General features: G+C 64.5%; 18 protein-coding genes. All 18 read left to right on the plus strand.

What is annotated here, in order from left to right:
* Position 1 precedes the first annotated feature (1 nt).
* The 18 genes from ACTFO6_RS11685 (at position 2) to ACTFO6_RS11770 (ending at position 18,973) form a co-directional block, all read left to right on the plus strand.
* The gene (locus tag ACTFO6_RS11685; RefSeq protein WP_439934630.1) at positions 2-1,216 is read left to right on the plus strand and encodes an NHL repeat-containing protein; all 1,215 of its coding nucleotides are present in this window, start codon (positions 2-4) and stop codon (positions 1,214-1,216) included.
* On the plus strand, positions 1,213-3,615 hold the full coding sequence (hypF, locus tag ACTFO6_RS11690; RefSeq protein WP_439934631.1) for a carbamoyltransferase HypF: 2,403 nt from the start codon (positions 1,213-1,215) through the stop codon (positions 3,613-3,615). The genes ACTFO6_RS11685 and hypF overlap by 4 nt, the downstream gene beginning before the upstream one ends.
* A 15-nt stretch (positions 3,616-3,630) precedes the next feature.
* The gene (locus ACTFO6_RS11695; RefSeq protein ID WP_439934632.1) at positions 3,631-3,906 is read left to right on the plus strand and encodes a HypC/HybG/HupF family hydrogenase formation chaperone; all 276 of its coding nucleotides are present in this window, start codon (positions 3,631-3,633) and stop codon (positions 3,904-3,906) included.
* Positions 3,907-3,959: 53 nt separating this feature from the next.
* On the plus strand, positions 3,960-4,649 hold the full coding sequence (locus tag ACTFO6_RS11700; protein ID WP_439934633.1) for a D-sedoheptulose-7-phosphate isomerase: 690 nt from the start codon (positions 3,960-3,962) through the stop codon (positions 4,647-4,649).
* On the plus strand, positions 4,646-5,815 hold the full coding sequence (hypD, locus tag ACTFO6_RS11705) for a hydrogenase formation protein HypD (RefSeq protein ID WP_439934634.1): 1,170 nt from the start codon (positions 4,646-4,648) through the stop codon (positions 5,813-5,815). Before ACTFO6_RS11700 ends, hypD begins: the two co-directional genes overlap by 4 nt.
* Complete coding sequence (gene hypE, locus ACTFO6_RS11710; RefSeq protein ID WP_439934635.1) at positions 5,812-6,900, plus strand: hydrogenase expression/formation protein HypE; 1,089 nt, start codon at positions 5,812-5,814, stop codon at positions 6,898-6,900. Before hypD ends, hypE begins: the two co-directional genes overlap by 4 nt.
* Positions 6,901-6,916: 16 nt before the next feature.
* Positions 6,917-7,255, plus strand: a complete 339-nt coding sequence (locus tag ACTFO6_RS11715) for a hydrogenase maturation nickel metallochaperone HypA/HybF (RefSeq protein ID WP_439934636.1) — start codon at positions 6,917-6,919, stop codon at positions 7,253-7,255.
* Entirely contained in the window at positions 7,246-8,220 is a 975-nt protein-coding gene (hypB, locus tag ACTFO6_RS11720) for a hydrogenase nickel incorporation protein HypB (protein WP_439934637.1), read from the plus strand. The genes ACTFO6_RS11715 and hypB overlap by 10 nt, the downstream gene beginning before the upstream one ends.
* Positions 8,221-8,230: 10 nt before the next feature.
* Complete coding sequence (locus ACTFO6_RS11725; RefSeq protein WP_439934638.1) at positions 8,231-9,355, plus strand: sigma-54 interaction domain-containing protein; 1,125 nt, start codon at positions 8,231-8,233, stop codon at positions 9,353-9,355.
* On the plus strand, positions 9,327-10,361 hold the full coding sequence (locus ACTFO6_RS11730) for a HupU protein (RefSeq protein WP_439934639.1): 1,035 nt from the start codon (positions 9,327-9,329) through the stop codon (positions 10,359-10,361). Before ACTFO6_RS11725 ends, ACTFO6_RS11730 begins: the two co-directional genes overlap by 29 nt.
* Positions 10,362-10,440: 79 nt before the next feature.
* Positions 10,441-11,889 carry a nickel-dependent hydrogenase large subunit gene (locus tag ACTFO6_RS11735; RefSeq protein WP_147799291.1) on the plus strand — a complete coding sequence of 483 codons (1,449 nt, stop codon included), beginning with the start codon at positions 10,441-10,443 and terminating at the stop codon, positions 11,887-11,889.
* Between the two features lie 73 nt (positions 11,890-11,962).
* Positions 11,963-12,415: a nickel-responsive transcriptional regulator NikR gene (nikR, locus tag ACTFO6_RS11740; protein WP_439934640.1), complete on the plus strand. Its 453-nt coding sequence runs from the start codon at positions 11,963-11,965 to the stop codon at positions 12,413-12,415.
* Positions 12,416-12,485: 70 nt separating this feature from the next.
* Entirely contained in the window at positions 12,486-13,790 is a 1,305-nt protein-coding gene (locus tag ACTFO6_RS11745) for a sensor histidine kinase (RefSeq protein WP_439934641.1), read from the plus strand.
* Positions 13,791-13,986: 196 nt separating this feature from the next.
* A complete protein-coding gene (locus ACTFO6_RS11750) occupies positions 13,987-14,934 on the plus strand; it encodes a HoxN/HupN/NixA family nickel/cobalt transporter (protein ID WP_439934642.1) in 948 nt (315 codons plus the stop codon).
* Between the two features lie 227 nt (positions 14,935-15,161).
* Complete coding sequence (locus ACTFO6_RS11755) at positions 15,162-17,147, plus strand: TonB-dependent receptor (RefSeq protein ID WP_439934643.1); 1,986 nt, start codon at positions 15,162-15,164, stop codon at positions 17,145-17,147.
* A 9-nt stretch (positions 17,148-17,156) separates the two neighbouring features.
* Positions 17,157-17,801 (plus strand): energy transducer TonB, encoded by a 645-nt coding sequence (locus ACTFO6_RS11760; protein ID WP_439934644.1) that lies wholly within the window; start codon positions 17,157-17,159, stop codon positions 17,799-17,801.
* Between the two features lie 63 nt (positions 17,802-17,864).
* Complete coding sequence (locus ACTFO6_RS11765; RefSeq protein ID WP_439934721.1) at positions 17,865-18,548, plus strand: MotA/TolQ/ExbB proton channel family protein; 684 nt, start codon at positions 17,865-17,867, stop codon at positions 18,546-18,548.
* Positions 18,549-18,553: 5 nt separating this feature from the next.
* Complete coding sequence (locus ACTFO6_RS11770) at positions 18,554-18,973, plus strand: ExbD/TolR family protein (protein ID WP_439934722.1); 420 nt, start codon at positions 18,554-18,556, stop codon at positions 18,971-18,973.
* Positions 18,974-19,027: the final 54 nt, after the last annotated feature.

Consider the following 19,027-nt stretch of genomic DNA (forward strand, 5'->3'; position numbering starts at 1 on the left):
GATGGCGACGTCTTTACGGGTGAGGTGGACTCCGGCCTTGAAGCGCGAGATGGTCGGCGGAACGTCTGCTGTGCCCGTGCTGGACCGCGGCGGACCCTTCGCGTGCATCGGCGCCGCCCGCAGCGGCGAGGGCCTGGCGCTCCCCGTGAAGCCGGAGGCCGCCTCGCTCTTTGGACCTCGGGGAGCCTGCCTTGCAGGGGTTGAGGGACCGCTGTGGGTCAGCGACACTGGCCATCATCGACTGCTCGGTTGGGCGCGGCTGCCGTCTCAGGACGGGACGCCGGCAGACTGGGTCATTGGGCAGCCCGATTTCGCGCACGAGGGACGTAACGCGAAAGGACCGGCGGGCCCGGCAACGCTGAATGTGCCCACCGGCATCGCGCTCTGCGGCGACGGGCTGGCGGTCGCCGACGCCTGGAACCACCGGGTGCTGATCTGGAAAACCCTTCCCCGGGACCACAACGTTCCGGCGGACCGGGTGCTCGGGCAGAAAGACTTTGAGTCGGTCGAGCCCAACGGCGGCAAGGACGATCCATCCGCCGGCAGTCTATTCTGGCCCTACGGCGTGCACTGGGATGGCGCCCGGTTATGGGTCGCCGACACCGGCAACCGGCGTGTGCTCATGTGGAACGGTCTGCCGGAGGTGAACGGCCAACCGGCGGATCTGGTGTTGGGGCAGCGTGATTTCGTCAGCCGCGACGAGAACGGCGGGGGAGCGCCCACGGCCGCCAGCATGCGCTGGCCCCACGGCATCGTCGTGTGGCAGGGCCGGCTCTGCGTGGCCGACGCAGGCAATAACCGCATCATGGTGTGGGACGCGATTCCGGGCGAGAACTGGACACCCTGCGATGTGGTGCTGGGGCAGCGCGATTTTCACCAAGTGGACCATAACCAATCCCTCTACTGGCCCAGCGCTGCCAGCCTCAACATGCCCTACGGCGTGGATGCCGCTGGAGGCTGGCTCCTTGTCGCGGATACCGCCAACTCCCGTCTGCTCGCGTGGCGGGCGGAAGATTGCCGCACCGGGGCGGAGGCCAGGGCGCTCACGGGGCAGCCGGATTTCCACGCCAAGGGAGATAACCGCTGGCAGCTTCCCGCGCGGGACAGCCTGTGCTGGCCCTATGGAATCATGCACCGCGATGGACTGGTCGTGGTCAGCGATTCGGGCAACAACCGCGTGCTGCTCTGGCGGCTCTCGGAGGAGCTGGCTTCATGAACGATGTCGCCGATATGCAGACCACCCAGGAGGCGGCCGAGCGCATCCGGGTGCAGGGCCTGGTTCAAGGCGTGGGGTTCCGGCCCACCGTGTGGCGGCTCGCCCGCCGCTACGGCCTGCGCGGCTCGGTGGCGAACGACGGGCAGGGCGTGAGCATCCATGTGTGCGGTCCCGTCGCGGCCCTCGATCGGTTCGCTGCAGCCTTGCTTCGCGAAGCTCCGCCGCTTGCCCGCATCGATCGCATCGAGCGCGAGCCGACCGCAGTTCTTCCCCAGCACCCGGATTTTCGCATTCTTGGCAGCCATGCGACCAGCATTCGCACCGGCGTCGTGCCCGACGCGGCAGCCTGTCCCGAATGCGTCCAGGAGGTATTCGATCCCTTCGCGCGGCGCTACCGTTATCCTTTCACCAATTGCACCCGCTGCGGCCCGCGTTTGTCCATCATCGAGGCCATCCCTTACGACCGCGCCACGACCACGATGCGGGCGTTCGCCATGTGCCCGCAGTGCAGCGCTGAGTACGCCGACCCCGCGGATCGCCGCTTCCACGCGCAGCCGATCGCCTGCCATGCCTGCGGGCCCCGTGCCTGGTTGGAGCGCGCCGATGGGGCGCCGGTGGCGGTCGAAGCGTTCACCATGCTGGACGACGTGGACGCTGTCTGTACGCTGCTCCAGCGCGGGCATATCGTCGCGATCAAAGGGCTGGGAGGGTTCCAGCTCGCGTGCGACGCCTGCAATGAAGCGGCCGTCGCCCGCCTGCGCCGGCTCAAACGGCGCAGCCGCAAGCCTTTCGCCCTCATGGCGCGGGATGTGGAGACGGTGCGCCGTTACTGTGCGGTGACCGAGGGCGAAGAAGCGCTGCTGCGCAGCCCGGCCGGCCCGATCGTCGTTCTGGATGCGACCGGACCGGAGCGGGTGGCGGAAAGCGTGGCGCCCGGCGTGAAGACCCTGGGCTTTATGTTGCCCAACACGCCGCTGCACCACTTGATGCTGCGGCGGATGAACCGGCCTATCGTGCTGACCAGCGGCAACCGCTCGGACGAGCCCCAGTGCATCGACAATGCCGAGGCCCGCGCCCGCCTGGGCGGCATCGCCGAGTATTTCCTGATGCATAACCGGGACGTCGCCCGGCGCGTGGACGATTCCGTGGTGCGCGAGATGGCCGGTGCACCGCGCGTCCTGCGGCGGGGACGGGGTTACGCGCCGGCCCCTCTGTCCCTCGCGCCTGGTTTTTCCGCCGCTCCGGCGGTGCTCGCCATGGGCGGCGAGCTGAAAAACACGTTTTGCCTGTTGCGTGACGGACGGGCCATCGTGTCGCACCACATGGGCGATCTGGAAGATGCGCTGACCTACGCGGATTACCGCAGCTGCGTCGAACAGTATTTGAAGCTGTTCGAGCACGAACCACGGATCGTCGCGGTGGATTGCCATCCCGAGTATCTATCGCGCAAGTGGGGGCAAGAGCTCTCGGCGCGCTGGGGCGCGAGCCTGCTGGAAGTGCAGCATCATCACGCCCATATCGCCGCCTGTCTGGCGGAAAACGCCTTCCCGCTGGAGGGGGGACCGGTGATCGGTGTGGCGCTGGACGGGATGGGCTTCGGCACGGACGGCACCCTATGGGGCGGGGAGTTCCTGCTCGCTGATTACCGCGTGTGCAAGCGGCTGGGCACCTTCAAGCCGGTGGCGATGCCGGGTGGGGAGCAGGCGGTGTACGAGCCGTGGCGCAACACCTACGCGCACCTGATGGCCGAGATGGGCTGGGCCCGGTTCGCGATGAACTACGCTGAACTCGACCTTTACCGCTTCTTGGAAGCCAAGCCTCGCCGCCTGCTGGATCGGATGATCAGCCGCGGAATCAACAGCCCGCTCGCCAGCTCGTGCGGGCGGCTGTTCGACGCCGTCGCGGCGGCGGCAGGCGTGTGTCGGGAGCGGGTCACGTACGAAGGGGAGGCGGCGGTGGCGCTCGAAGCCCTGGTGGACGAGCGCACGCTGAAGGAGGAGGACGAACTCCTCGCCTATCCGTTCGCGATTCCGAGGCTCAAGTCCGCCCATCTCCCTTACGTGGAGCCGCTGGCCATGTGGCAGGCGTTGCTCGGGGATCTGCTTTTGGGCACGCCGGTCCCGGTCATTGCGGCTCGCTTCCACAAGGGGCTGGCCATGGTCATCGCGCGCATGGTCGACACGCTCAGCCGGGAGGCCGGCGGCGACCAGCCTGTCAGGACGGTTGCCTTGTCGGGCGGCGTCTTCCAGAACCGCGTCCTGCTGGAGCAGGTGACGGCGCGGCTCAAGGCCATCGGCTTTGAGGTACTGACCCACCGGCATGTGCCTCCGAACGATGGCGGGCTGGCGCTGGGACAGGCTGCTGTCGCCGCGGCAAGATCGCTGACCAATAGCCAATAGGGCAAGGAGGAAAGGATGTGCTTGGGAATCCCGGGGCAGATCGTGGAAGTGACCGATCCCGACAAAAAGCTCGCCATCGTCGATGTGGGAGGCGTCAGGCGAACGGTCAACATCGCTTGCATCGTCGATGAGGCCCATCCCGCTGCGGCATGCGTCGGCGACTGGGTCCTGGTGCACGTCGGTTTCGCCATGAGCCGCATCGACGAAGAAGAGGCCGCGCGCACGCTGGAGCTTCTGACCCAACTGGGCGAAGTGCAGGCCGAAATCCAGGCCATGCAAGCCACGGCGTAGCGGCCCGGCGCTCTGAAATAGTCGCCGCTGACCCCCCTTGAGCCGCTTGACCCATGCCAGAACGCGACGCATTGCAAACGCTTTACCCGTTCCTGCACGGCGATCGACAGAATCCGGACGCGCTGAACCAGGCGCTGCTCGAGTCGGTGCGGCAAAAGGCCCGGCACAGCTACGAGGTGAAGCGCGCCTTCTTTGAAGAGAACGCGCAGCAGGTCGTTCAGGTCGCCCACGCTATCGCCGATGTGTATCGCCGTCATGGGCGCCTTTACAGCATGGGTAACGGCGGTTCCAGTTGCGACGCCGCCCACATCGCGGTGGAGTTTTTGCATCCCATCACCGCCGGGCGCCCTGCGTTGACGGCGGTGAACCTGGTAGCCGATACGGCGATGATGACGGCGGTGGGCAATGACGTGGGTTACAAGCACATCTTCGTTCGCCAGATCGTCGCCTTGGGGCGCGCCGGCGACGGTCTGATCGGGGTCTCGACGAGCGGCAACTCGGAAAACCTGCTCGCGGCTTTCGCCAAGGCCAAGGAAATGGGAATGGTGACCATTGGGCTGTCGGGCATGGACGGCGGCAAGATGGCCGTAAGCCCCGATGTGGATTACTGCCTGACGGTGCGTACCGACAGCATTCATCGCATCCAGGAAACCCACGTGGCGATTTATCACATTTTGTGGGATCTCGTGCACACGCTGCTCGCTGACGACCGCGGCGGTCTTGCGGCAAGGAATGAACCATGAAATATGTCGATGAGTTCCGCGACCCGGAAAAGGCGCGCACGCTGGCCAAAGAGATCCGGGACCTGGTCGGGCGGATCGAGCGGGCGCGCCGGCGTCCCCTGCAGATCATGGAGGTGTGCGGCGGCCACACCCATTCGATTTTCCGCTACGGCATCCAGCAGATGCTTCCGGTCGAAGTGGAGTTCGTGCACGGTCCCGGCTGCCCTGTATGCGTGCTGCCGATGGGGAGGGTGGACGACTGCGTGGCGCTGGCGGAGCGCCCGGAGGTTATCTTCACCACCTTCGGCGATGCCATGCGAGTGCCCGGGTCGAAGAAGAGCCTGTTGCAGGCAAAAGCCGACGGCGCAGACGTGCGCATGGTGTATTCGCCCCTCGACGCGCTCAAGCTGGCGCGAGAAAATCCCGGGCGGGAGGTCGTCTTTTTCGGCCTCGGGTTTGAAACCACCATGCCCAGCACGGCCATGACGGTGCTGCAGGCCAAGGCCGAGGGGCTGCGCAACTTCTCGCTGTTCTGCAACCATATCACCATCATTCCCACCATCAAGGCGATTCTCGATTCACCGGACATGCACCTGGACGGGTTCCTGGGCCCGGGTCACGTGAGTATGGTGATCGGCACCCGCCCGTACCAGTTTATCGCCAGGCATTACGGGAAACCGATCACCATTGCCGGGTTCGAGCCGCTGGACGTGCTTCAGGCCGTCTGGATGGTGCTCAGGCAGATCGCCGAGGGCCGCTGCGAGGTGGAAAACCAATATGGCCGGGTTGTGCCCGAGGAGGGTAACGCCCAAGCTCTGGCCGCCATCCATGAGGTGTTCGAGCTGCGGGAGTTTTTCGAATGGCGTGGCCTGGGCTCCATCGATCACTCCGGCGTGCGTATTCGAGACGCCTACGCTGAGTTCGACGCCGAGCGCAAGTTTTCCGTGCCCAACGTGAGAATCGCCGACCCCAAATCGTGCCAGTGCGGGGAGGTGCTCAAGGGTGTGATCAAGCCCCACGAATGCAAGGTGTTCGGGACGGCCTGTACCCCGGAAACACCGCTCGGCGCTCTGATGGTCTCGTCCGAGGGCGCCTGCGCGGCCTATTACAGCTATGGGCGGATCGAGCTAGGTTCGAAACACGGCCGGCTGCAACATGGCGGGCCTCAGCGAAGGATCAACCCATGAGCGATCGGGCTGAAGCCGCCGTCCGGGTGATCGAAGGGAGCTTGCGCAAGCGCGGCCGGCTGCGCGATTCGCACATCACGCTCGCCCACGGCAGCGGCGGCAAGGCGATGCGGGATCTCATCGAAGACGTGTTCGTCGGGTCGTTCGATAACCCGGCGCTCGCCGCCCTGGAAGACCAGGCGGTGGTTGCGCTTTCGGAACTCGCTTCCCACGGCGATCGTCTCGCCTTCACCACCGACACCTTCGTCGTCAATCCTTTGTTTTTTCCCGGCGGCGACATCGGCACGCTGGCGGTGGCGGGCACGGTCAACGATCTCGCGGTGAGCGGGGCAAAGCCGCTGTTTCTGTCCTGCGGAATCGTCATGGAGGAGGGGCTACCGGTGGAGGCGCTGCGCCGCGTCGTGGCGAGCATGAAGCGCACCGCAGAACAGGCGGGCGTTTACATTGTCACCGGTGACACCAAGGTGGTGGAACGAGGCGCGGCGGACAAGCTCTTCATCAACACGGCCGGGATCGGCGTCGTTCCGGAAGGGATATCGATTTCCGCACGCAACGCCCGCCCGGGCGACGCGGTCATCGTGAGCGGCTACCTGGGGGATCATGGCACGGCAATCCTGGTCGCCCGCAACGAGCTGGCGCTTGAAACCCAGATTGCAAGCGACTGCCAACCGCTCAACGGACTGGTGGAGACCATGTTGAGGGCATGTCCCGATCTCCACTGCCTGCGCGACGCGACCCGGGGCGGCGTGGCGACCGTGCTGAACGAGTTCGCGCAGAGCTCCGGGGTCACGATCCGCGTTCGGGAGGCAGCGCTGCCGCTGCGCCAGGAGGTGAAGGGCGCGTGCGAGATTCTGGGCCTCGACCCGCTTTATCTGGCGAATGAGGGAAAGCTGGTGGCCGTGGTGCCGGCTGAAGCGGCGCAGCGCGTGCTGGCGGCCATGCGCGCCCACCCAGCGGGCGAGCATGCAGCGGTGATCGGAGAAGTGACCGGCGAACAGGCGGGCGTCGTGGTTCTGCAGACCGTGTTCGGCGGCGAGCGCATCGTTGACATGCTGGTGGGCGAACAACTGCCGAGAATCTGCTAGCGAGGAGACGCAAGACGTGCATGAGCTCGGCATTACCCGCAGCATCGTCGCGATCGTGAGCGAACAGGCCCGGGGCGCGAAGGTTCTGCGCGTGACCTTGGAAATCGGCAAGCTGTCGGCCGTGATGCCCGATGCAGTGCGGTTTTGTTTCGATGTGTGCGCAAGGGGCACGCCGGCCGAGGGCGCAGAACTGGAAATCATCGAGGTGCCGGGGCGGGCCATTTGCCGGGGCTGTGGCGGTGAGATGGCGCTTGCCGAACCCTACGGCCGTTGTCCGTGTGGCAGCTCGAGCCTCGAGCTGATTGCCGGAGAGGAGCTGAAAATCAAAGAGATGGAGGTGGCGGAATGTGCATGACCTGCGGCTGTTCAGACACAGAGACAATCACTCTGACGGATCCGGCAACGGGAAAGACGATCACGCTGAGCAAGGCGGAGCATGACCGCGCCCATGCCCTGGGGATCGCGCACGATCACAGTCATGCGCATATCCGCGAGCATTCGCAGGGGCGCGGGCACACGCATGATCGCGATGCCTTTCGCGGCCACGGACACGATCATCCCGACGATCATGCCCATGACCACGTCCATGAACATGCTCACGGGCCCGTGCCGGCCGGTGCAGCGATCGGGGGCCAGGCCAAAGGGCACACCCGCACCATGGCGCTTGAGGAGGAAGTCCTTGCGAAGAATCGGTTGCTCGCCGAACGCAATCGGGGATGGCTCGCGGGGCGCGGCGTGGTGGCACTGAACCTCATGAGCTCCCCGGGTGCTGGAAAGACCACGTTGCTGGAGCGCACCATCCGCGATCTCAAGGAAGAGCTGCAGATCCATGTAATCGAAGGCGACCAGGCGACAATCAACGATGCAGAGCGTATCCGAGCCACGGGATGCAAGGTGATTCAGATCAACACCGGAACCGGCTGCCACCTGGACGCCGAAATGCTGGCGCGGGGTCTGCGCGAACTCGATCCGCCGTTCGGCTCGGTGGTGATGATCGAAAACGTGGGCAACCTGGTGTGTCCGGCGCTGTTTGATTTGGGCGAGCAGGCCAAAGTGGTCATTCTGTCGGTGACCGAGGGCGAGGACAAGCCGATCAAATACCCCCACATGTTCAAGGCGAGTGAGCTCATGGTCATCAACAAGATCGATCTCCTGCCTTATCTTCAATTCGATATCGAACGCTGCATCGCCTTTGCCCGGGAGGTCAATCCTGCGATCCGGGTGTTGCGCGTGTCGGCTCAGACAGGAGAGGGCATGGACGCCTGGTACGGCTGGCTGCGAAGTCAGCGTCACGAGAGGCCGCACGCGGGGGTTGCATAAGGCGCGAAGCATGGAGGCGATCGTTACAGCGCGCGGCCCGCAGGTCGATCCCCGGCGCAGGGAAGGGCTGGTGGCGGAGCGGTCGACCGTGCGCCTGGTCGATGAGGAGGCGCGTTCCCACCAGGCTGAAGGCGAGGTTCTAAACCGCCTGGGCGACTTGGACCGCCTGGTACGGGCCCCGGACAGTCCCTTGAACGCCGTGTGCGAGCTGGCGGAGGCGGTTGCCCCGTACGACATCTCCGTCCTGATCACCGGCGAATCCGGCACGGGCAAGGAGTTGCTGGCCCGCGCCATCCATGACCGTTCCCTCCGGGCGAGCCGTGCCTTCGTGGTGGAAAACTGCGGCGCGGTGCCGGATCCGCTCCTGGAAAGCGAGCTCTTCGGTCATCGGCGCGGGGCCTTCACCGGCGCCTACGAGGATCATGTGGGGTTGTTCCAGCAGGCCGACGGTGGCACCCTATTGCTCGACGAGATCGGTGAAACCTCACCCGCGTTTCAGGTGAAGCTGCTGCGCGTGCTGCAAAACGGGGAGATCCGGCCGGTGGGCTCCAGCCGTACGCTGCGCGTGAATGTGAGGGTGATCGCCGCCACCAACCGAAACCTCCAGGAGGAGGTGCGGCGGGGCCGTTTTCGAGAAGACCTTTACTACCGTCTAGCCATGGTCACCCTCCATGTGCCTGCGTTGCGGGAGCGCCCGATGGACATTCCGCTCATCGCGAACCATATCCTGGCGCGGGCCATGGCGGCGCTGGGCAAGCCCGTGGAAGGGTTTACCGAAGAGGCCCTGGCGTTGCTCAAAGCCTATCGCTGGCCGGGTAACGTACGCCAGCTTGAAAACGAGATTGTGCGCATGCTGGCCTTGGCCAGAGGCCCCCGCCTTGGCGCCGAGCTGCTTTCGCCCCAGGTGTTTCACGCCGCAGAGGAAGAGGCCGACGAAGCGGCCTTCACCACCCTGTCACGGCTGGACGGAACGCTCAAGGAGCGGATGGAAATCCTGGAAGCCCGCATGCTGAAGGAAACCCTCATCCGCCACCGCTGGAACAAGACCCAAGCCGCCCGAGAGCTGGGACTCTCCAGGGCGGGCCTGCGCAGTAAGCTTGCCCGTTATGGAATGGAAAAAAATGATCGGCCCTAAACCGGAAGGCATCAACGTTCTCTGGCTGCAGTCGGGCGGCTGCGGAGGCTGCACCATGTCGCTGCTGTGCGCCGATTCGTGCAACCTCTTCGAGATGCTGAGCTCGGCGGGCGTACGCTTCTTGTGGCACCCTTCCTTGTCCGAGGAGACGGGAGTTGAAGTGACCAGAGTCATGGAGCGCTGCCTGTCAGGTCAGGTGACGCTCGACGCGCTGTGCGTGGAGGGGTCGCTGCTTCGGGGCCCGAACGGCACCGGGCGCTTTCATCTCTTTGCTGGTACTGGCCGCCCTATGATCCACTGGGTCCGGGAGCTGGCGAGCGTGGCCCGCTATACGGTCGCGGTCGGGACTTGCGCCGCCTACGGTGGGGTCACGGCGGCCGGCGGCAATCCGACGGACGCCTGCGGGCTCCAGTACGAGGGCGACGAGCCCGGCGGGCTGCTCGGTGTGGAATATCGTTCCCGATCAGGGCTGCCGGTCATCAACGTCGCGGGCTGCCCGACGCACCCCAACTGGGTCGTTGAGACCCTCATGTGCCTGGCCTTCGGCCTTTTTTCCGAGCGCGATATGGACGCGCTGGGGCGGCCGCGTTTCTACGCCGATCATCTCGTTCACCATGGCTGCACGCGCAACGAGTATTACGAATTCAAGGCCAGCGCGGAGAAGCCCTCGGACCTGGGCTGCATGATGGAGAACATGGGCTGCAAGGGTACCCAGGCCCACGCCGACTGCAACATTCGCCTGTGGAACGGCGAGGGCTCATGTACCCGAGGCGGTTATGCCTGCATCAGTTGCACCGAGCCCGGCTTTGAGGAGCCGGGTCATCCCTTTGCCCAGACGCCCAAGATCGCCGGCATTCCCGTGGGATTGCCCACGGATATGCCCAAGGCGTGGTTCGTGGCGCTGGCGTCGCTGTCGAAATCGGCCACGCCCAGGCGGGTGCGGGAGAATGCAGTGTCCGACCACCAGGTGATTACGCCTGCGATTCGCAAAACCCGCCTCCGATGAAGCGGAGGATGGCCGGTGTGGTATCCTCATCTCTCTTTGAGGAGGGCAGAAAAGACCTTGCCGGGAAGAGGATACTCCCATGAGCCGGCTAGTCGTTGGCCCTTTTAACCGCGTGGAGGGCGACCTCGAAGTCACCCTCGAGGTCGCGGCAGGCCGAGTCCGTTCGGCCCGGGTGAATTCCCCCCTATACCGCGGCTTCGAACAGATCCTGCGCGGCAAAGACCCCATGGACGCGCTCGTGTTTGCGCCGCGTATCTGCGGCATCTGCTCGGTGTCCCAGTCGGTCGCGGCGGCCTCAGCTCTGGCAAACCTCATGAAGCTCGAGCCGCCAGAGAATGGCCGGCTGGCGACCAACCTCATCCTGGCTGCGGAGAACCTGGCCGATCATTTCACCCATTTCTACCTTTTCTTCATGCCGGATTTTGCCAGGGACGTCTACCGCCATCGGCCCTGGTTTACCGCCGTCCAGGCGCGCTTCAAGGCCATCGAGGGCTCGGCCGCCGGCGACGCCTTGCCGGCCCGGGCGAAGCTGCTCTCGCTCATGGGGTCCATGGCCGGCAAGTGGCCTCATACGCTTTCCATCCAGCCGGGGGGCTCCGCTCGTCCCGTGGAGGGAGGGGAAAAGATACGGCTTTACAGCATCCTGAGGGAGTTCCGGAGGTCTCTGGAGAAAACGCTGTTTGGCGATGCCCTGGAAGCGGTGGCAGGCCTGGAGAGCGCCCGGGACCTGGAAGGCTGGATGGCAGCCCGGGCGCCGGACGCGAGCGATTTCCGTCTGTTCCTGGAGATCGCTCAGGACCTGGCGCTGGAAAAACTGGGACGCGCGACCGACCGGTTTCTGAGCTATGGGACCTATTCCCAGGGGGATGGATTCATGTTCCGCCGTGGCGTATGGGATGGCGAGTTCAAGCCTTTGGATGTCGACGCCATTACCGAGGACATCAGCCACAGCTGGATGGCGGGACCGGCCAAGCCCCAACCTCCTGCGCATGGGGTCACGCAGCCTTTGGCCGAGAAACCGCAGGCCTACTCCTGGTGCAAGGCGCCGCGCCTGAACGGCGACGTGGCGGAGACGGGGGCGCTCGCCCGCCAAGTGGTGAACGGGCACCCCCTCATCCGGGACCTCGTGGCGCAAAGCGGCGGTAACGTGCGCAATCGGGTCATCGCCCGGCTGCTGGAGCTGGCGCTGGTGGTTCCCGCCATGGAGTCCTGGGTACGGGCCTTGGAGCCGGGTGCACCCTTCTGCCACCACGCGCCGGTGCCGGAAGAGGGGTGCGGGGTCGGGCTCACCGAATCCGCGCGCGGCAGCCTCGGCCATTGGCTGGAGGTCCGGCGAGGCCGCATCCATAATTATCAAATCATTTCACCGACCACCTGGAACTTCTCACCCCGCGACGCGCAGGGCGTGCCCGGCCCCCTGGAGCAGGCCCTGGTGGGCGCGCCGGTGCAGGAAGGGGAAACGGTGCCCGTCGCCGTCCAGCACGTGGTGCGCTCCTTCGACCCTTGCATGGTATGCACCGTGCATTAGGAGGTGAAACGGCGGGCTGCCGGGGGGGTGGAGAGCGAGTCGCGGCTTAAGTTTAGCGATTACAGCCCAGGAGATGGAACGCTTCACGATTTCGCTCGATGAGCGCCTTGCCCGGGAATTCGACGAGTTCATCCGGGTGCGCGGCTACCAGAACCGCTCCGAGGCGATCAGGGATCTGCTGCGCCGGCACCTGGAAGAGCAGCGCCTGCGCTCCGGGGATGCACCTTTCTGCACTGCCAGCCTGTCGTATATCTACAACCATCACGAGCGGGAGCTCGCCGAGCGCCTGACCCACAAGCAGCACGCTCACCACGACTTGTGCGTGTCGACGATGCACGTGCACCTGGATCACGAGCATTGCCTGGAGACCGTGGTTCTGCGCGGCCCGACCGCGGCGGTGAGGCAGTTCGCGGAGAGCGTGATGGCGGAGCGCGGCGTGCGCCATGGCAGCCTCAACCTCGTTCCCGTGGACCTGGAGGCGGCGGACGCCGCCCATCAACATCTCCACACTCGCCCCAAGACTTAGCAGTCCGGCGATGAAGGCCCGGCACAAACAGGAGCGATCGACAGCAGGGCGCGCTCTGCCCGAGCGGTCCGTGATTCCGGAAAACCTCGGCGAAGTCGGCGAATCCGTGTGGATCGACGTGATCCGCAAGATGGACGAGGTCTACAGCGAACTGTTGCAGTACGAGGTGGCGCTGGAGCAGAAGAACGCCGAGCTGGAGGAAACCCAGCAGTTCCTCTTCAGCGTCCTCACTTCCATGTCCGACATCCTCATCGTGTGCGACCGGAAAGGAGCGATCCAGGAGGTGAACCGCGCGCTCGTCAAGCTGGTGGGACGAGAGGCCGCGGCGTTGCGGGGCGTGTGCGTGCTGGAGCTGCTCGCTGACAAGGCTTCCCGGGAGCGGGCGGCTCAGTTTATTCACCACCTCCACGGGGAAGGCCTGACGGATTGCGAGCTGCAGTTCCGGGCGACCGATGGCACGGCGATCCCGGTCGCTGTGAACTGGACGCCTCGCTACAACACGGTGGGCAAGGCGGTGGGCATGGTGCTGGTGGGGCGCCCGGTGGGGGAACTCAAGCGCGCCTATCAAGCATTGCGGGAAGCGCATGAGGACTTGAAACGTACCCAGCAGCAGTTGGTGCATTCGGAGAAAATGGCCTCTCTGGGCCTGTTGGTGGCTGGGGTGGCCCACGAGCTCAACAATCCCATCAGCTTCGTCCTGGGCAATGTGCATGCCCTCAAGCGCTATGTCGGCCGCCTCTGGACCTATCTGGAAGCCGTGCATGCCGGTGCGCCCGAGGCCAGACTCGCCGAGCTGCGCCGCAGCCTGCGCATCGATCGGATCCTGGAGGACTTGAACCCCCTGATCGAAGGCACTATCGAGGGCGCCGAGCGCACCCGCGACATCGTCGATGCCCTGAAACGCTTTTCCGCTGCGGACAGCAATGAAAACGTGCGCTTTAACCTCCGGGAAGTCCTGGAGCGGTCGGTGCGCTGGGTGATCAAGGCTTCGGGCACCCACCTGCAGGTGGTGATGGACGTTCCGCCCGAGATCCCGGTCATGGGCTCCGCGGGCCAGATGCAGCAGGTGATCGTCAATCTCGTGCAAAACGCGGTCGACAGCGTCGGCAGGAAAGAGAATGCGCGGCTGGAGATCACGGGTCGGGCGAAGGACGGCCGCATCGAGATCGCTTTCCACGACAACGGCCCCGGCATTCCCGAACAGTACCTTCCCCGCGTGTTCGACCCGTTTTTTACCACCAAGCCGGTGGGCAAGGGCACGGGGTTGGGGCTGTCCATCAGCTACGGCATCGTCGAGCGTCACGGGGGGCGGCTTTGCGCCGCCAATCATCCTGAAGGGGGCGCGGTCTTCACCTTGGCCTTGCCCTTGGCGTGAGCCAGCGTCCAAGGGGATGCCAGGGGCGCGAACAGTTTGGAAAGCAACTTTCCACTCCCCCGTCCAGAAATTGCACAAAAACCATGAATAAACAATGGACCGGCTACATGGCACGGTTTTTGTTATGACAATTTTGTAAATCGTCATACCGCCGGGCCGGTCAAGGTTCGAGACGGCCGCCTCGACGGAGATGGCGATGGCTTCTGGGCGGATCGTCGCCTGCTCCTCTGCTGGGAGCCGCTCGATGATTCGCAGGGACCGGCCCACAGACGCGGCAGTTGAAAATCGGAGGAGAAACTTGGAAGCCTTACAGACGAACGGGCTCGCCTTGATGGTTCTGGCGTTTACGCTCGGATTGAAGCATGGGCTCGACGCAGACCACCTGGCCACGATCGACGGCCTGACCCGCTTCAACGCCCGGGCAAACCCAAGGCTTGCGCGGTTCTGCGGTTTCCTGTTCTCGCTCGGCCACGGGGCGGTGGTCCTGGCGGTCGCCTTGATGGTGGGCACGCTCGCCCAGCGATGGCGGATTCCGGTCTGGATGGAGGAGGTGGGAGGCTGGATTTCCATCGTTTTTCTGCTTCTCCTGGGAATACTCAACCTCACGGCAGTCCTCAAGACCGACCCCAGCGAAGTGGTGCGCACCATCGGACTCAAGGGGCGTTTTCTCGGCCGCCTGCAGAGGACCGGAAATCCGCTGCTCATCGCCCTGGTCGGCGCAGCCTTTGCCCTTTCTTTCGATACGCTCAGCCAGGCCGCGCTGTTTGCGCTCACAGGCGCCCAGTTCGGCCGTCCCTGGTATTCGCTGATGCTGGGGCTTTTATTCATGCTCGGCATGATGGTGACCGACGGTATCAATGGGCTTTGGATCTCGCGCCTGATCCAGCGGGCGGACGAGACGGCGCGCATTGCCTCGCGGGTGATGGGGCTGGTGGTTTCCAGCCTGAGCCTGGGGGTGGCGGGCTTCGGCATCGCCCGATACTTCTTTCCGGCGGTGGACCAGTGGAGCCGGGGCAAGGAGCTTGCTTTCGGGGCCATTGTGATCGTTGTGGTCGCGGCAAGCTTCGCGTTGGCGTTGCGCCTCGCGCGGCCGTCTTCGGCGCGTTTTGACTTGGACGGGAAAAGCGCCGAATTTTTTCCCTAACGGTAAGAAGAATTTAGTTTTTTTCATACGCCGCGACCCGGACGAGTCCTGGTGCGGGCAGGGGAAGCGCGTGTTGTGGCGTGATCGGTTTGGAGAAGGGGATCGACAGAATGGGCATGAGAAACCCGCCTCATAGGGGCCCTATCCCGGCTCGCCTTGCTCCGTGGCTTCTGGCCGGCCTCGGTTTGGGGTGGACGCAACCTGTCCTGGCGGGCGGCATCCCCACCTTGACGCTGGAACCCGTGGAAGTCACGGCCAGCCGCGAGGACCTCATCGGGACTGCCGATTCTGCGAACGTGGGAACGGTGAACCGGGCTCAGCTGGAAGCCCACCCGGTGTATCGAGTGGGGGAAGTGCTGGAGGAAACCCCCGGGCTGATCTTGACGCAGCACAGCGGGGAGGGCAAGGCGAACCAGTACTTTCTGCGCGGCTTCAACCTGGACCACGGCACCGATCTTGCGATTTTCGTGGACGGCATGCCGGTCAATCTGCGCTCCCATGCCCATGGCCAGGGATGGTCGGACCTCAATTTCATGATTCCGGAGCTGGTGAGTAGCCTCCAATACAAGAAAGGGCCCTACTACCCGGAGGAAGGAGATTTCGCGGCCGCCGGCGCGGTGCATATCCATTACGCCGATGCCCTGCCCCAGGGGGTGGCGTCCTTAGGCGGGGGCAGCGGCGGCTATGGACGCTTACTCGTGGCCAATTCTCCCAAATGGGGCGAGGGCCATCTGCTGTACGCGCTAGAGCTCTTTCATAACGACGGCCCCTGGACGCATCCGGACGATTACAAGAAAGTCAACGCCGTGTTGCGCTACAGCCAGGGCACGGCACTGAATGGGTTTAACCTGACCGCCATGGCCTACCACGGAACCTGGAACGCCACCGACCAGGTGGCGAAGCGCGCCGTGGACTCCGGCCTGATCGGGCGCTTCGACGCGCTGGATCCCACCGATGGGGGCGAGGCTTCCCGCTATAGCCTGTCCGGGGCCTGGAAGCGCACCGCCGGCAATTCGGTGACCCAGGCCAATGCGTATCTGGTCAGGAGCAAACTCAGTCTATTTTCGAATTTCACTTATTTTCTCGACGATCCCGTGAACGGCGATCAATTCGAGCAGCCCGACAGCCGCGTTTTCTGGGGAATGAACGCGAGCCACACCTGGCTTGGCAACTGGAACGGACGGGAGGTGGAAAACACCATCGGGCTGCAGGTGCGCAATGACAACATCTTCAACGGATTGTTCAAGACTCGCCAGCGGGAGACGCTCTCCACCGTCCGTCAAGATCACGTCACCGAGGGCAGCCTCGGCGTGTATTTCCAGAACCGCACTCAATGGCTGGAGAAATTCCGCACCGTGGCAGGGATACGCGGCGATTTTTATCGCGCCAAGGTCGAGTCCGACAATCCGGCCAACTCGGGCGAGGTGAGCGCCAGCATCGCCAACCCGCAATTGAGCTTGGTTTTCGGTCCCTGGGCGAAGACCGAGTATTACGTCAATCTGGGGGGTGGATTCCACAGCAACGACGCGCGCGGCGCCACGATCACCGTCACCCCGGGGAACGGCCCCAACGCCAACCTGCCCCAGGACAAGGCGCCGCTGCTGGTGCGCGCCAAGGGGGCCGAGGTCGGCCTGCGCAGCGCGATCGTGCCGGGTTTGCAGAGCTCTCTGGCCGTTTTCCTGCTGGACTTTGACTCCGAGCTGGTCTTCGTCGGCGATGCCGGAACCACCGAGGCGGGCCGTCCCAGCCGCCGCGTCGGCTTCGAGTTCGCCAACTACTACGCCCCCACCTCGTGGCTGACCGTCGATGCGGACTTCGCCTACGCGCGGGCGAGGTTCAGAAACGCCGATCCTGCGGGAGATCGCATCCCCGGGGCGGTGGAGGGGGTTGCGTCGATCGGCCTGTCGGTGGATCGCCTGGGCCCTTATTTCGGCGCGCTGCGGCTGCGGTATTTCGGTCCACGGGCCTTGATCGAGGACAACAGCGTGCGCTCCGATTCCACCACCCTGGTGGAAGCCCGGGTGGGATACAGGATCGACAAAAACCTCCGGGTGGCGTTGGACATCCACAATCTGTTGAACTCCCGGGACGATCAGATCGCTTACTTTTATGCCTCCCGCTTGCCGGGCGAGCCGGCTCAAGGGGTGAACGACATCCACTTCCATCCCGTGGAGCCGAGATCCTACCGCTTGACGCTGATCGCCAATTTCTAGCGTCTTGAGATGGATATCTTCTCCCCGCGCACCTCTCTATTCACCTTCGGACTGGTACTGCTGCTGCACGTCGCATTTCTGTACGCCTTGCAGTCCGGTTTGGCACGCGATCTCGCGCAGCGCGTATTACCCAAGGTGATGTACGCTGAAATCATTGCACCCCCCGTGCCGCAGCCACCTCCGCCTCTTTCGCCGCGACCGCCCGAAGTGGTGCACAAGCCTCGCATCGTGCAGCCGGCGATACCGCCCATGGCGGATCCAGAACCCAGCGAGCGCGCCATCTCTCCCCCAGAAGCGCCAGCGATAGTGGCGCCCACTTCCGAACCCGTGGCAATGAGCGCACCTCCTGCCCCCCCTGCCCCGCCCACGCCGGTGACACCGCCACGGTTTGACGCGGCCTACCTCAATAATCCCGCACCCGACTATCCCGCGCTGGCGCGGCGCTTGGGCGAGGAAGGACGGGTACTGCTGAGAGTGCTGGTCACCGCCGATGGTCGTGCCAGCCAGGTGAAGTTGCATGCGACGAGCGGCTCCGCGCGCCTGGACGAGGCCGCCGTGCGCGCCGTGGCGCAATGGCGTTTCGTCCCCGCCCGCCAAGGCGACCAGCCGGTGGACGCCTGGGTACTGGTGCCCGTCGTTTTCAAGCTGCAATGAAGGGAGGAAATCGTGAACAATCTTTACGGGCTAATCAATTTGTGGTCGCAGGGCGATTGGGTCATGCGGGGTGTCGCCCTCCTGCTGCTCACCATGTCCGTACTGTCCTGGTACGTGATGCTGATGCGCGGCTGGCAGGCGCTCCGCATGAACCGCCTAGCCAATATCGCCGAGCGTTCCCTGCGCGATGCGCGAGCGCTGTCCGACCTTGGGCCTCGACTTGAGCCTGCACCGGACAACGCCTTCCGGCGGGTGATCGACGAGGCCACGATCTGCCTTCAACTACACCCGGTCATGCGGGCGCGCGGCGACGCAGCCCCACCGGGTGCCGAGTGGCTGGCCAGCCACCTGCGCCAGGCGATCGATGACGCCTCTGCGCGCTTGCAGAGCGGGCTTGGTTTGCTCGCCTCGATCAGCAGTACCGCGCCATTCATCGGCCTGTTCGGCACAGTGTGGGGCATCTACCACGCCCTCATCGGCATAGGCATAGCGGGACAGGCCAGCATCGAAAAAGTGGCTGGCCCGGTGGGCGAAGCGCTGATCATGACGGCGCTGGGCCTGGCGGTGGCCATTCCGGCCACCTTTGGTTACAACGCGGCAGTACGCAACAACAAGGCCTTGCTTGCGCGGCTGCGCCGCTTTTCCCATGACGTCTGCACCTTCGCCATCACCGGCATGACACGACACTTGCCTGAAACCCACCGTGACGGGGCCCCCGTGCACGTGGTATCGATTGACGCGCGGTGAGCATGATGGCTTTCTCGACACTCAACGAAGACGACGATCTCAACGCCGAGATCAACACCACGCCGCTGGTGGACATCATGCTGGTGCTGCTGATCCTCTTTATCATCACCATTCCGGTCATGCACCACGCGGTGAAGATCGACTTGCCGCGTGCCACCAGCCAGCCCAACGAAGCAAAACCGCAGACCATCACGATCAGCATCGACACGCTGGGGCAAGTGTACTGGAATGAGCAACCCCTTGACCGGGCCGCCTTGCCGGGGCGCTTTGCCGAGGCGGCAAAGCGCGAACCGCAACCGGAAGTGCATATCCGTGCCGATCGCAAAACGCTCTATGAAAACGTCGTCGAAGTGATGTCAGATGCGCAAGCCAGCGGGCTGAGGCGGATTGGCTTCGTGACCGAACCGGTCCAAAATCATCCTTGAGCGCGGTAACCCGCGGCCTCGGATCGCCACGCTCGATAGACTTTGCTTTTCCTG

It is taken from the genome of Pelomicrobium sp. G1 (genome assembly GCF_051905455.1).
Taxonomy (GTDB): Bacteria; Pseudomonadota; Gammaproteobacteria; order Burkholderiales; family UBA6910; genus Pelomicrobium.